Here is a 13,905-nt window from a genome sequence, read left to right as displayed (position 1 = left end):
TTCCCCTGTCACCGCACGAGGGGTCGCAGACTCGCCGCAGCCCGACGAACTCCGCGCGCGCCGGCTGATCACTCGCGGGGAAGGATGTCCTTCTCGAGATCCTTGACCTCGGTCACGTAGCCGCCGTCGGGCACACGCACGCAGTCGTCGGCGATGGTGATGCCGAGAGCCATCTCGTCGGCACCCTGGGATTCGCCCCCGACGACTGCACCACCGGTCTTGATGTCGAGCGTGATGTCGTCTCGGGTGAAACGTCCGGCGGGAGCCCCGGGATCGATCTCGACGTCGCGGTACGCGTCGGTCGGCTGCCAGCCGGTGGCATCGAGCTGCTTCACCAAGGCGTCGAAACCGGCGACAGGATCGTCGCCGACCTTCACGCCGATCCCCGCGCGGTACGACACTCCCGGCGCGGGCTCGCTCTGGCACACGTCGACCACCCCGCGCGCAGAGGACTCGTGCAGACCTGCGACGTCGAGTGCTTCGAGCAGATCCTGGGTGGCGGAGTCGATCGCTGCGGCCTTCTGCTCGAGCTCGACCCGCGGGGCGGAGGATGTCGGCGAGCATCCGGCGGAGAGGAAGCTGAACAGTCCCACGATCGCCACCACGGCCAATCTGCGTCTCATCGATTCATTCCCGTGTCGGAACGGCCCGGCACATCGGCCGTCGGAGTGCGATCGCTCTCCGGGTCCACCGCGGCCCGCCACCATGGATCGTAGCTCTGCGCGGCGCTGTTCGTGTCACTGCCATGCCCGTCGACGATGCGCCCCAGGTTGTACAGCGACTCGCTGTCGCGATCGTAGTACCGGCTGTGATCGTCAAAATTGCGGTGGTCGCCCCGATTGACGGCCTCCGCCTCGAAACGATGCGCGTCGAAGTTCTCCGAGGACGGATCCATGCCCAGACCCGCCTCCACCCAGTCCTTGCGCGCCCAGCCCTCATCGCCGAAGAAGGCGACCGCATCCCTGCTGTTCCGCCCCACGTACACGTGATCCTTGCCGACGCTGAAGTCCGCTGCGCTGTCGGCCGGACCCGCTCCCGGGCTTCCGATCAGCGCGACCTCGTCCACCGCGAGGTCGTGATCGGCGGCGGCGTACGAGGTGGTGGTGGAGCCGTAGCTGTGCCCGATCGCCGTCATGTGCGCGGGGGAGTCCGGACGGGAGGCGCGGAGCCCGTCGACGGCCGTGGCCAGTCGCTCACCGCCGTCTTTCGCTCGTCCCTCGGTGATGGTGTCCCAGTCGACAGCGCCCTCGGGGGTGTCGTAGCCGAGCCAGAACATCGTCGCCACGCTCGATCCGTCGCCGTTGTAGCGCGCACTCTCATAGAGGTCGGCGGCGTCCTGCACGTAACCGGGAGCATCCGCCATCTCGGTCGTGATGCCGGGAACCTGTATCGAGACGTCATCGGCGGTGTCGAGGTCTCCCACAGCGATGGCCACACGCCCATCCCCGTCGAAGGCATCGGGGTCGTAGAGCCAGAGCGTGCCGCCGGGGTGGTCGTCGGTGCCGGGCATCACGTAGTCGTCGGCCGTCTTCAGCGCCTTCTGCGTAGCCCGGGCGTTCTCGAGCCGCTTCTTCTCTTCGTCGCTGAGCAGGCCGTCGGCCTCCTTCTGCGTCAGCTCGGCGATGTCGTCGCCGAGCAGCTGACGATTCGCCTTGTCCCGTGCCCAGGCGGGCAGTCCGTCTGCACTGCCGATCCGTTTCGGGTAGGCGGCGATGACGGCGTTCTGCGCCGCTTCGGACAGCCCGTTCCACCACTTCGCCATCGCCTTCGGATCCGAGAAGAGCAGGGGCATACCCAGGATGGCGAGCGCGGCGATCGGGTCGACGCCGCCGGCGGGCGCTTCCGCCTCGGCGGCCGTGTCGGCACTGGTGAACAGGCGCACCAGGAACTCCTCGTTCGCGGTGGTGCGTGAGCGGAAGTCAGTGACGTCGGCGATGATCTGCGAACGGTGGCCGGACAGTGTGCGTGCGCGCTCCTGAAGCACCTGGAGTTCAGCGCTGTCGGTGTCATCGGCGATGTCGACGGCGACGATCAGCGCCACCCGGTCGCGCTCGTACGAGGTGATGATGCTGCTGAGAGTGGTGTGCTCGCTCTGCAGATCGCGCAGCTGTTCGGCGAACAGGTCCACCCCGCGAGAGACGCGCTTGAGGGTCTCACCCATCGGCTGGTGGGACTTCGCGAATCCCCGGGCGTGGCCGGCGTAGGCGTCCGACGCAGCGCCCTGCCAGAACGTATCGATGTCGGAGAGCGCTGCGGCCTCGTCCGCGAACTCGATGATGCTCGCCGCACCGTGCAGCAGCGTGGTCGCCAGCGATTCCGCTGCCGATGGACTGCCAGCGGGACGGTCGGGATAGTCGACGGAGGCAGGGATGCGGATGGTCGCGGTCATCGTGCAGTGCCGCCCAGCCCCTGCATCCGCCGGGCGATCTCAGCATCCAGATCCTTGTACGACACTCCGGTGGACCGCAGCTCGTCGGCGTACACGTCGGCGGCGACCGAGGCCTCGCGGGCCGTGCTCTCCCACATGTTCAGGAACGTCTGCGCGGCGCCGGTCGCCGACTCCGGCAGCCCCCGCGTCGATGCATCGGCCAGCTGCTTCGTCGCCGAGCGCATTTGCGAAGCCTGCGTGGTCCAGCGGTCGACGAGCTGGCCAGCATTCATCGGGTCGTAGTAGAACATGCCGCTCATACCGTGCCGCCGATCAGCTCCTGCGCGCGTCGTTCATCGACGGGGAGTCCGGTGGAGGTGAGGCGCAGGAACAGGCGCCGCGTCTCTGGGGCGTAGCCGATAAGCAGATGCTCGTCGCCGAGCTCGCCATCATGATCGGCGGTGACGCGTGGCATCCCCGTCGGGGGAGTGAACACCCGCCATCCGTCCGTGACCAGCAGATCCGCCGTACCACGCAGATGGCCCAGCCCGAGGGCGCTGTCCACTCCATCGAGAGTCAGGGTGACGAGGTGCCGCACGGAGTCGCGGGTCGGTCCCGGGATCCAGCGTGTCGCGGTCTGTGGCATCCCGTGTCCGACGAGCCGTGCCCACACGGCATCCGAATCGGCGAGGTGGGACCGAGCGAACGGCTCGGGGGAGCGCGGTGGCAGTCCCGACAGGGTCGGAGCGGGCGGCGTCGGCGGGAGCAGCGCGATGTCGAGATTCGGATGCCGTCGCCGCACGACCGACCAGAACGGGTCGGCGTCGATCGGATCGGACACGCGGGCTCCTCTGCTCGTTTGGGTCCATGCTATGGCGCGCTGTGCCGATCCGGCCCGGGGACAACTCCCCATCGTGCGTGGCGTATCGGGCCGCTCTGCTGCGGCATCCGTCACCGGTAGACTCGTACCCCGTGGCTCTCACTATCGGAATCGTCGGTCTGCCCAACGTCGGCAAGTCCACCCTCTTCAACGCGCTGACCAAGAACGACGTGCTCGCGGCGAACTATCCGTTCGCGACGATCGAGCCGAACATCGGCGTGGTCAGCCTGCCGGACCCGCGCCTCGCTGTGCTCGCCGGGATCTTCGGCAGCGAACGTCTGCTGCCGGCGACGGTGTCGTTCGTCGACATCGCCGGAATCGTGCGCGGTGCGAGCGAGGGGAGGGACTCGGTAACCAGTTCCTCGCGAACATCCGTGAGGCGGATGCGATCGCGCAGGTCGTCCGCGGGTTCGTCGACGACGACGTCGTGCACGTCGAGGGCGCGGTTAACCCGCAGAACGACCTGGAGACGATCAACGCCGAGCTGATGCTCGCCGATCTGCAGACGATCGAGAAGGCGCTGCCTCGGCTCGAGAAGGAGACCAAGCAGAAGAAGCTCGACGGCGCGGTCCTCGAGACAGCCAACGCGGCGAAGGATGCTCTGGAGCGAGGCCAGCTGCTGTCGACCTCCGGCATCGACCTGACGCCGGTGCGCGAGCTCGGGCTGCTGACCGCCAAGCCGTACATCTATGTGTTCAACGTCGACGAGTCCGTGCTCACGGATGCTGATCGCAAGACCGAGCTGGAGGCTCTCGTCGCCCCGGCCAAGGCGGTCTTCCTCGACGCGAAGATCGAATCGGAGCTCATCGACCTCGACCCCGAGGACGCCGCCGAGTTGCTCGCCTCGACCGGGCAGACCGAGTCGGGCCTGGACCAGCTGGCTCGGATCGGCTTTGACACCCTCGGGCTGCAGACCTACCTGACCGCCGGGCCCAAGGAGTCGCGCGCCTGGACGATCGGCAAGGGCTGGAAGGCGCCTCAGGCCGCCGGCGTGATCCACACCGACTTCGAGAAGGGCTTCATCAAGGCCGAGGTGATCTCGTTCGAGGACCTGGTCGAGGCCGGCTCCGTTGCCGAGGCCCGCGCGAAGGGCAAGGCACGACTGGAGGGCAAGGACTACGTCATGCAGGACGGCGACGTGGTTGAATTCAGATTCAATGTCTAAAAAAGCCTTCTGACCAGGGGTTTTACCTTCGCAGCTTCCGATCTGGCTCGGCGGACGGGTTCCGATTTAACATCAGTTGCTAAGCGTTTGCCACGCTGACCTGGGACTTTGATCGGCCTCTGCGGAGCTCCTGCAGAGGCCGATTCTGCTTTCTGCGGTGCGGGAGCGTCTCTGGGACGTAGTCTCGGCTGGCCAGCTCCGGGTTGGGTTCAAGCCGTTCGACGCGCGATCTCTCGGCAGGTGCGCTGACTCAATAAGCAGTCTGACTCAAAAGTCGGTCGCCTCAACGACGCCGCGGTTCACTGGGGCAGGTCTCGTTCGGCCAGAGTGCGAGTGATCTCGTCCCACTGGGAGCTCGCGATCAATTGGTTGTGCCGGCGCACGGCGGTCTGCCATGACCCGAACTCTGCTGGGAGCTCGCGCCACGGGATGCCTGTGCGGGTCTTGTAGAGAGCGGCGTCGACGATCGTGCGTATGTCAGTGCGCGGCCGCCCGCGGCGAGGGCCATCTTGTGTGTGAACGATGTGCTTGATCCAGCTCCATTGCTCATCTGTGAGTCGTTGATAGTCCGACTGGAGGCCCTCGATGTCGCTGCTGTCGTCACCATCCTTCGCCTGATCATCGATTCGCACGGCTTTGACCACGCCGCGGATGACGGAGCATTCGGTGCATTGGACGGTTGGCTCAACGTAGCGAGGGGAATGCCCGGTCAAGGTCTCGACGTGCTGACAGGTCAGTTCCACTCGCCAGGTGGCGCTGCGGTCGATGCGCAATGAGGACGGGTACAGGAGCTGCCGGAGCTCATCGCGCTGAGTCGGCGAGAGTGGCGGGAACGGGCAGCAGAGATGGCAGTGCTCTGCCCGGTTGTTCTCGATACGCCAAACACCCATGTTGCATGCCGTGTGTTCGGCTCGGAACTCGGCATTGTCGGCGTCGATCCGCGCAAGGCTCTCTTCGTCCGTGCCCAGGGTCGGCTCGCCGAGAAGGGCGCGCCCACAAGCGCGGCAGGGTGCGCCGGCTGCATAGGCTTCATGCGGAAGCTGGAGGTCGTCGCCTGCCCGCTCCATCCGCTTCGCTTCCTCTGCTTGGGCCCACGATTCCGAGAGCAACGCGTGGCTACGCGGTGTGTGCAGGACGCGGGGGAGTGCGCTCGAGTCGCCCTCGGGGGACCGTTGTGAATCGGGCATGGCCGTGCTCTCCTTCGAGGTCTGATGCGGCCCACTTCGAGTCGCGAGCGAGACCCTGCCTTGACCGCGACTGGAAGCGATAACTTCCTGGAAGTCATGACTACCAGACCTGAGGCTGGTTGTGTGACAGATCCACTGAAAAAGGTGCTCGGAGCGCAGGTGCGCGATCTGCGTCTTGCGCGCCATCTGTCGCAGGAAGGTCTTGCCGAGGAGCTCGGTGTCTCGACTCGGTACCTCGCGGGGATCGAGCGTGGAGAGCGCAACCTCACCCTGGATTCGGTCGACGCCCTCGCCGAGCAACTCGGCGTCGAGGCGCGTTCGCTGATCATTCTGCCTTGATGCCCGCTTCGTGAGCTGGTCCTGCATGGCGAACGGGTTGGGCATCGTGGATGCCTGACCGGGCAGGCAAGACTTCACGCGAGCTGAGAGAATGTCAGTGGTGCCGTCTACCTTTCGTATTGGTTTGGCGGCACCACTAGTACCAGTCTCGTCGCCCCGCCGCTTGGCAGGTTGTCTAGTCACCAGTGAAGGATCCCCGTGCCACACAGCTCCATCAACCACGCGCGAATCGCGGCGCTCATCTGGAATATCGCTGACGATGTCCTCCGCGACCTCTATGTCCGAGGCAAGTATCGGGACGTGATCCTTCCCTTCACGGTCCTGCGTCGCCTGGACAGCGTCCTTGGCCCGACGCGCGATGCGGTGATGGCGATGAAGAAGATGCTGGACGAGGCGGGCGTCGCTGACCAGGATGCACCGCTGCGCGATGCGGCCAAGCAGGACTTCTACAACACGTCTGGTTTCTCGCTGCAGGATCTGCGGCATATCTCGAACTCCACCCGTCTGCGGCAGAACTTCGAGGCGTACCTCGATGGCTTCTCGCCCAACGTGCAGGAGATCATCGACAACTTCGAGTTCCGTAACCAACTCCCTCGGCTTACGAAGGCCGACGCGCTCGGCGCGTTGATCGAGAAGTTCCTCGCTCCAGACCTCGACCTCTCCCCAGCGGGCATGGACAACCACGGGATGGGCACCGTCTTCGAAGAGCTGGTGCGCCGCTTCAACGAGGAGAACAACGAAGAGGCCGGCGAGCACTGGACGCCGCGTGACGCTGTGCGCCTGATGACCCGGCTGATGTTCGAACCCATCGCGGGCGCGATCCCGTCTGGCACCTATCGGCTCTACGACGGTGCGATGGGCACCGGTGGCATGCTCACCGTCGCCGAGGAGACCCTGAAGCACCTCACGGAGTCGTCTGGCAAGAAGGTCTCCACACATCTGTATGGGCAGGAGATCAACGCCGAGACGTACGCGATCGCGAAGGCCGACCTCATCCTCAAGGGCGACGGCAAAGCGGCCGACAACATCGTCGGCGGTCCCGAGTACTCCACCCTGTCGAACGACGCCTTCGCAGGGCAGGAGTTCGACTTCATGCTCTCCAACCCGCCGTACGGCAAGAGTTGGAAGACCGATCAGGATCGGCTCGGCGGTGCGAAGAAGATCATCGATCCGCGCTTCGTGGTTACTCACGATGGTGACAGCGAATACTCGCTCGTCACGCGCAGCAGCGACGGGCAGCTGATGTTCCTCGCGAACCTGATCTCGAAGATGAAGCAGGAGACCGAACTGGGCTCCCGGATCGCCTCGGTCCACAACGGCTCTTCTTTATTCACCGGTGACGCAGGGCAGGGCGAGAGTAACATCCGTCGGTGGATCATCGAAAACGACTGGCTCGAAGCGATCGTCGCGCTGCCGCTGAAGATGTTCTACAACACCGGCATCGCGACGTACGTCTGGGTGCTCTCCAACCGCAAGGAAGATCGCCGCAAGGGCAAGGTCCAGCTCATCGACGCCACGAACTGGTTCACGCCGCTGCGCAAAAACCTGGGCGAGAAGGGCGTCGAGGTGAGCTCGAGCGACGCCGACAAGGTTCTCGAAGCGTTCAAGGCGTTCGACGAGTACGAAGACGCCGACCACTCAAAGGTGTTCGACGGTGTGGACTTCGGGTACCACAAGATCACCGTCGAACGGCCCTTGCGCATCGCCGGTGTCGACCCGCACCGTGTCTACACGGCGAAGGAGATCAAGCAGCTGAAGGAGGACGGCGTGCGCGACGAGAGCGCGCCGCCTCTCATCCGCAAGGCCCTGCCGTACGCGGCAACGCCCGACCCGCTGCACGGGAGGTACGAAGCTGTCATCGACGGCCGTACCCGCGTCGTCGAGTACGAGCCCGACACCGAGCTGCGCGACACCGAACAGGTACCGCTCACCGAGCCCGCGGGTGACTATGCCGACGGCATCGAAGCGTTCTTCCGTCGCGAAGTCGAGCCATACGCCACTGATGCCTGGATCGACGACTCGAAGACGAAGATTGGCTACGAGATTTCCTTCACCCGTCACTTCTACAAGCCCGTGCCGATGCGCACCCTGGCCGAAATCCAGGCTGACATCCGCGCGCTGGAGGCGGAAACGGACGATCTGATCGCTGATATTGCGGGTGAGCGTTGATGTTTCGGGATCTACCGCGATATGGCTCATACAAAGTCGCGGGCGAGTGGGTGGTTGAGGTGCCCCGTTCATGGGGCTGGGAGCCAGCGCGGACTATTTTCAGTGAGCGTAAGGATGCTGGGCACGTTGAGGAACAGATGCTCTCGGTGACCATCGGCCGCGGAGTGATTCCTCAAACTGACTTACTGTCGTCTACGTCAAAAAAGGACTCATCGAACGTCGATAAATCGAAGTATAAGCTCGTTGGCCCCGGCGACGTTGTCTATAACAAGATGCGTGCATGGCAAGGAGCCGCAGGCGGATCAAACTATCGCGGCATCGTTAGTCCTGCTTATGTCGTGATGTCTCCGCGAGAAGCCCTCACTGAGTATATGCACTACGTTGTGCGCACTCCGCAGTTCGCGAAAGAAGCCGAGCGTTGGTCGTACGGGATCACGTCCGATCAGTGGAGCCTGAGGCCCGAGCACTTCAAAATGATTCGATTCCCTCTGCCGCCGATCGAGGAGCAGGCGGCGATTGTCAAGTACCTCGCACACGCGAACGCCCGCATCGACAAGGCCATTTCCGCCAAGCGCCGTCTCATCTCGCTCCTGGCTGAGCAGAACACTTCTACCCTGCGGGCTTTGATTGTTGGCGAGGAATACCCGGGAGCGCGGAAGTCCTCCGGTTTGCACTGGGTTGGAGGGCTCCCTGCGGACTGGGAAGTACGTAAGCTCAGGTCTCTGTTTGCACGTCAAGGTAGTGGCACTACCCCCTCTGGTGAGGGTTATTACGGGGGCGGGCGTCCGTGGATTATGAGCGGCGATCTGAATGATGCGCATGTGTCGTCCAGCGCACGCACCGTGACAACATTGGCATTAGAAGAGGTATCCAGTCTTCGTGAGCACCCCGCCGGATCTCTTGTGATCGCGATGTACGGTGCAACGATCGGTAGGACTGGCATCTTGGAGATGTCGGCATCGACTAACCAAGCTTGTTCTGTTCTGAGCGACCCTAAGTCTGACGTCAACGTGGCCTTCGTTCAACTCGCGATGTTGGTGGGGCGGCCAGCCCTCCAAGAGCTCGGTGCCGGCGGCGGCCAGCCAAACGTCAATGCGGAGAAGATCGCTCAGTTCCGTATCCCTCTTCCTCCCCTCACAGAGCAGAAGCGCATTGTTCGCGAGTATCAAGCGGTTGCTGCTGGGGTGGATTTGATCAGGGAAAGGCTGAGCGCGAGATCATGCTCCTCCAGGAGTTCCGCACACGACTCGTCGCGGACGTGGTGACGGGCCAGGTCGACGTCCGTGCCATCGCAGCGACGTTGCCGGACGCACCCGAGTCGTTCGACAACACGGTCTCAGCAACCGATGATGACGTTGAGGATGTACTGGGCCAAGGCGAGGAGTGAGCATGCGACGTCTCAATGAAGCGAGCTTGGAAGCACTCATCGTCGACCAGATGGTTGACGGTGGATGGGCCGAGGGCGCGCCTGCCGACTACGTCGCGTCCTACGCTCTCGATCTCGGCCAGTTCACCGAGTTCATCGAGGCCACCCAGCCCGACCTCGTTGAGCCGCTCGGACTCACCTCGGACACGCCCACGCGTCACAAGTTCCTGGCGCGGCTCCAGGGGAGATCACGCGCCGTGGCGTTGTGCATATGCTGCGCAACGGCATCGACCACCTCGGTCTGCATGTTGATCTCTACTATCCGACGCCCGACGCGGCGAACCCGAAGGCTGCCGCTCTCTTCGAGGCGAACCGCTTTGTGGTCTCACGGCAGGTGCATCACAGCGTGAGCAACACGGGTGACGCTGTCGACCTCGTCGCGTTCGTGAATGGACTTCCGGTCTTCACGTTCGAGCTGAAGAACAACATCACGAACCAGACGGTCGAGGACGCCGTAAAGCAGTATCAGCGCGACCGGGACCCCCGCGAGCCGCTGTTCGCGTTCGGCCGGACCATCGCGCACTTCGCCCTCGACGACCAGCGAGCCCGATTCTGCACCCAGCTCAAGGGTGCTTCCTCCTGGTTCCTCCCCTTCGACCGAGGCTTCAACGACGGGGCCGGCAACCCGCCGAACCCCGACGGCGTGATGACCGACTACCTCTGGCGGCAGGTGCTCGCTCCGCTCAGCCTCGCAGGAATCATCGAGAACTACGCACAGATCGTCGTCGAGAAGAACCAGAAGACCGGCAAGAAAGTCTCGAAGGCGATCTTCCCGCGCTACCACCAGCTCGACGTCGTACGAAAGCTGCTCGCCGATGTCGAGGCGAACGGAGCCGGTCGCCGGTACCTGATCCAGCACTCTGCAGGCAGCGGCAAGTCGAACTCGATCGCCTGGTTGACCCATCAGCTGACCGAGACGACCCATGACGGCCGCATCGCTTTCGACTCGATCATCGTCGTCACGGACCGCATCATCCTCGACAACCAGCTCACACAGACCATCAAGTCATTCCTGCAGGTGGGCTCAACTGTCGTTCACGCTGACCGGTCGGGGGACCTGCGCCGCGCGATCTCGGCCGGCAAGAAGATCATCGTCACGACGGTGCAGAAGTTCCCGTACATCCTGGATGACATCGGAGCCGACCATCGGGACCGCACGTTCGCCATCGTGATCGACGAGGCACACTCGTCGCAGGGCTCGAAGACGTCTGCGGCAGTCTCCCGAGCTCTCGCCGGCGTCGACGACATCGAAGACGACACCGTCGAGGACCAGATCAACCGCATCATCGAGGGCAAGAAGCTATTGCCGAACGCGAGCTACTTCGCGTTCACGGCGACGCCGAAGAACAAGACGCTCGAGATGTTCGGCGAGCCCGTACCGAACGCCGAGGGTGGCACGGGATTCCGACCCTTCCACTCGTACACGATGAAGCAGGCGATCCAGGAGGGCTTCATCGTCGATGTCCTCGCGAACTACACCCCCGTCGGCAGCTACTACAAGCTGATGAAGACTGTGGAGGACGACCCCGAGTTCGACGCGAAGCGCGCATCGAAGAAGCTCCGCGCGTACGTCGAGGGCAACGAGCACGCCATTGCGCAGAAGTCCGCCATCATGGTCGAGCACTTCCTCGGCCAGGTGGTGGCGAAGCGCAAGATCGCTGGGCAGGCCCGGGCCATGGTAGTGACATCGTCGATTGCGCGATGCATCGAGTACTTCCACGCGATCCGTGATGCACTCGCCGCGCGGAAGAGTCCGTATCGAGCAGTCGTCGCCTTCTCCGGCGAGCACGAGTACAAGGGCATGAAAGTGACCGAGGCCAGCCTGAACGGCTTCCCCTCCAGCGCCATCGCTGAGCAGGTTAAGACCGATCCATACCGGATCTTGGTCGTCGCCAATAAGTTCCAGACGGGATACGACGAACCGCTGCTGCACACGATGTACGTTGACAAGGCACTTTCCGGAGTGCTGGCGGTGCAGACGCTGTCGCGCCTCAATCGTGCCCACCCTGCCAAGCACGATACGTTCGTGCTCGACTTCGCCAACGATGCCGACGAGATCCAGCGAGCTTTCGAGCCGTACTACCGCACGACTGTGCTGGCAGAGGAGACCGACGCCAACAAGCTTCATGACCTGGTCAACGATCTCGACGCCTTCGCGGTCTACACGATCGAACAGATCGACGAGTTCGTGAGTCGCTACCTGGCTGGCGAGAGCCGAGACCAGCTCGACCCGCTGCTCGACGTGAGTGTCGCGGAGTACATCGAGATGCCCGACGAGGACGATCAGGTGGCGTTCAAGGGCGGTGCGAAGGCGTTCTTGCGCACCTACAACTTTCTCTCGACTGTGCTGCCGTACGGGAGCAGCGAGTGGGAGAAGCGTTCAATCTTCCTCGATCACCTGGTGCCTAAGCTGCCCGCGCCGAAGGAGGAGGACCTCTCGGCCGGCATCCTGGAGAATATCGATCTGGAGTCGTACCGGGCCGAGAAGCTCAGCGCCATGAAGATCGTCCTTGACGATGAGGATGGCACTCTCGATCCGGTGCCAGCCGCCGGTGGTGGGCACCGCTCAGACCCAGAGCTCGAGAGGCTCTCAGCGATTGTGCGGAGCTTCAACGATCACTTCGGCAACATCGAGTGGAACGATGCTGATCGCGTGCAGCGGTTCATCACCGAAGAGATTCCGCGGATGGTGTCCGAGGACGAGGCCTACAAGAACGCGCAGGCCAACGACGATCCAGTTAACGCCCGCGTCGAGAGCGACCGTGCACTCAACCAGGTCATGCTACGCCTCATCTCCGACGATACTCAGCTCTTCAAGGAGTTCCAGGACAACACCAGCTTCAAGCAGTGGCTCGCGAGCACGGTATTTAACGCGACTTACAGAAAGAGTGCTTGAGCACTTCTGTGCTGCAGGCCTTTCTCGGCTCTTCGCAGTTGAGGGTGTAGGTGTGCCAGTTCGCGGATAGGGGTCGAGGTCTTCCAGGATGGAAGTTCTCACACTGCCCATCTGCTGAAAGACCTCGACGTGCACCACGCTACCTTCGCGACCCCTGACCTGACGAAGTTCTGCCGTCTGGATGAACTCGGCCTGGTGGCCGTCGGGCAGCTGATCGGCCCGGAACGGGCGGTGATCGAGTGTCGCGTGACGGATCCGGACCCGTGGTGCCAGGGCTGCGGGTCGCGTGCTCTCTCGCGCGGGAGCATCGCTCGTCGCCTCGCGCATGAGCCGTTCGGACACCGGCCGACGACGCTCCTGGTCCGTCTCCGCCGCTACGCCTGCACGGGGTGCGGGCGACGCTGGCGAGAGGACGCCACGGCTGCGGCTCCTCGGCGGGCGAAGCTGTCTCGTGGCGGGATGCGGTGGGCGTTGGAAGCGCTCGTTGTGGACCATCTCACCGTCTCCCGGATCGCCGCGGGTCTCGGAGTGGGCTGGCACACCGCCAACGATGCTGTTCTCGCTGAAGGCCGCCGGCTGCTGATCGATGACCCGTCCCGGTTCGACGGTGTCCGAGTGCTCGGCGTCGATGAACATGTCTGGCGTCACACTCGCAAGGGCGACAAGTACGTCACCGTGATCATCGACCTCACCCCGGCCCGCGATAAGACGGGCCCCGCACGACTGCTGGACATGGTCGAGGGCCGGTCGAAGGCAGTGTTCAAGCAGTGGCTCGCCGCCCGCCCGAAGGCCTGGCAGAGCGGGATCGAGATCGTCGCGATGGATGGGTTCACAGGGTTCAAGACCGCCGCCGCGGAAGAGCTTCCCGACGCGGTCGCTGTCATGGACCCGTTCCATGTCGTCCGTCTCGCAGGCGACGCTTTGGATGTGTGCCGACGGCGTGTCCAGCACGACATCTTCGGTCGACGGGGCAGGCGCAACGACCCGCTCTACAGGTCCCGCCGCACCCTGCACACCGGCGCTGGTCTGCTCACCGACCGGCAGGCACAACGCCTGGAAACCCTGTTCGCTGACGAGCAGCACACCGCAGTCGAGGCGACCTGGGGGATCTACCAGCGCATGATCACCGCCTACCGTGAGCCCGATCGCAAGCTCGGCAAATACCTCATGCAGTCCGTCATCGACGCCACCAGCTCGGCAGTCCCCACCGGCCTCGAAGAGATCCGCAAGCTCGGCCGCACGCTGAAACAACGCGCCACCGACATCCTCGCGTTCTTCGACCGACCCGGCACCAGCAACGGACCCACCGAGGCCATCAACGGCCGCCTCGAACACCTCCGCGGCAGCGCGCTCGGCTTCCGCAACCTCACCCACTACATCGCCAGATCACTACTCGAAGCCGGCGGATTCAGACCCCACCTACACCCTCAACTGCGATGAGCCCCTTTCTCTCGGTGCCACCGGGCAGCAAACGT

General features: G+C 63.9%; 9 protein-coding genes and 1 pseudogene. 5 read left to right on the top strand and 5 right to left on the bottom strand.

All coding sequences use genetic code 11. The features are described 5' to 3' along the window. Positions 1-68: 68 nt before the first annotated feature. The 4 genes from QUE33_RS07260 to QUE33_RS07245 are packed head-to-tail and all read right to left on the bottom strand — an operon-like array spanning position 69 to position 3,209. Entirely contained in the window at positions 69-623 is a 555-nt protein-coding gene (locus QUE33_RS07260) for a hypothetical protein (protein ID WP_286302801.1), read from the bottom strand. Continuing rightward, the gene (locus QUE33_RS07255; protein ID WP_286302799.1) at positions 620-2,389 is read right to left on the bottom strand and encodes an alpha/beta hydrolase; all 1,770 of its coding nucleotides are present in this window, start codon (positions 2,387-2,389) and stop codon (positions 620-622) included. The genes QUE33_RS07260 and QUE33_RS07255 overlap by 4 nt, the downstream gene beginning before the upstream one ends. Continuing rightward, positions 2,386-2,688 carry a hypothetical protein gene (locus tag QUE33_RS07250; RefSeq protein ID WP_286302798.1) on the bottom strand — a complete coding sequence of 101 codons (303 nt, stop codon included), beginning with the start codon at positions 2,686-2,688 and terminating at the stop codon, positions 2,386-2,388. Before QUE33_RS07250 ends, QUE33_RS07255 begins: the two co-directional genes overlap by 4 nt. Next, positions 2,685-3,209: a hypothetical protein gene (locus tag QUE33_RS07245; RefSeq protein WP_286302796.1), complete on the bottom strand. Its 525-nt coding sequence runs from the start codon at positions 3,207-3,209 to the stop codon at positions 2,685-2,687. The genes QUE33_RS07250 and QUE33_RS07245 overlap by 4 nt, the downstream gene beginning before the upstream one ends. 131 nt (positions 3,210-3,340) lie before the next feature. On the opposite strand from QUE33_RS07245, the pseudogene ychF reads away from it, so the two are divergent. Beyond that, positions 3,341-4,413 (top strand): annotated as a pseudogene (gene ychF, locus QUE33_RS07240) (redox-regulated ATPase YchF). 299 nt (positions 4,414-4,712) lie between these two features. On the opposite strand, the gene QUE33_RS16390 reads toward ychF, so the two are convergent. Further along, entirely contained in the window at positions 4,713-5,984 is a 1,272-nt protein-coding gene (locus QUE33_RS16390; protein WP_434019620.1) for a transposase, read from the bottom strand. Positions 5,985-6,137: 153 nt separating this feature from the next. On the opposite strand from QUE33_RS16390, the gene QUE33_RS07225 reads away from it, so the two are divergent. The 4 genes from QUE33_RS07225 (at position 6,138) to QUE33_RS07210 (ending at position 13,870) form a co-directional block, all read left to right on the top strand. Continuing rightward, on the top strand, positions 6,138-8,108 hold the full coding sequence (locus QUE33_RS07225; protein WP_286302793.1) for a type I restriction-modification system subunit M: 1,971 nt from the start codon (positions 6,138-6,140) through the stop codon (positions 8,106-8,108). Between the two features lie 137 nt (positions 8,109-8,245). After that, complete coding sequence (locus QUE33_RS07220) at positions 8,246-9,373, top strand: restriction endonuclease subunit S (RefSeq protein WP_286302792.1); 1,128 nt, start codon at positions 8,246-8,248, stop codon at positions 9,371-9,373. Positions 9,374-9,745: 372 nt separating this feature from the next. Beyond that, a complete protein-coding gene (locus tag QUE33_RS07215; RefSeq protein WP_286302790.1) occupies positions 9,746-12,430 on the top strand; it encodes a type I restriction endonuclease subunit R in 2,685 nt (894 codons plus the stop codon). Positions 12,431-12,559: 129 nt separating this feature from the next. After that, on the top strand, positions 12,560-13,870 hold the full coding sequence (locus QUE33_RS07210) for an ISL3 family transposase (protein WP_286300180.1): 1,311 nt from the start codon (positions 12,560-12,562) through the stop codon (positions 13,868-13,870). Positions 13,871-13,905 lie beyond the last annotated feature (35 nt).

Source organism: Microbacterium suwonense, from assembly GCF_030296555.1.
In the GTDB taxonomy this organism is placed as follows: Bacteria; Actinomycetota; Actinomycetes; order Actinomycetales; family Microbacteriaceae; genus Microbacterium; species Microbacterium suwonense.
Note: the sequence above shows the minus strand (reverse complement) of the source record. Positions and strands in the feature narration are given on the sequence as shown.

Coding starts and splice junctions, on each gene's coding strand:
- QUE33_RS07260 (WP_286302801.1), bottom strand. CDS start 623: ATGAGACGCAGATTGGCCGTGGTGGCGATCGTGGGACTGTTCAGCTTC.
- QUE33_RS07255 (WP_286302799.1), bottom strand. CDS start 2,389: ATGACCGCGACCATCCGCATCCCTGCCTCCGTCGACTATCCCGACCGT.
- QUE33_RS07250 (WP_286302798.1), bottom strand. CDS start 2,688: ATGAGCGGCATGTTCTACTACGACCCGATGAATGCTGGCCAGCTCGTC.
- QUE33_RS16390 (WP_434019620.1), bottom strand. CDS start 5,984: ATGCCCAACCCGTTCGCCATGCAGGACCAGCTCACGAAGCGGGCATCA.
- QUE33_RS07220 (WP_286302792.1), top strand. CDS start 8,246: ATGCTCTCGGTGACCATCGGCCGCGGAGTGATTCCTCAAACTGACTTA.
- QUE33_RS07215 (WP_286302790.1), top strand. CDS start 9,746: ATGCTGCGCAACGGCATCGACCACCTCGGTCTGCATGTTGATCTCTAC.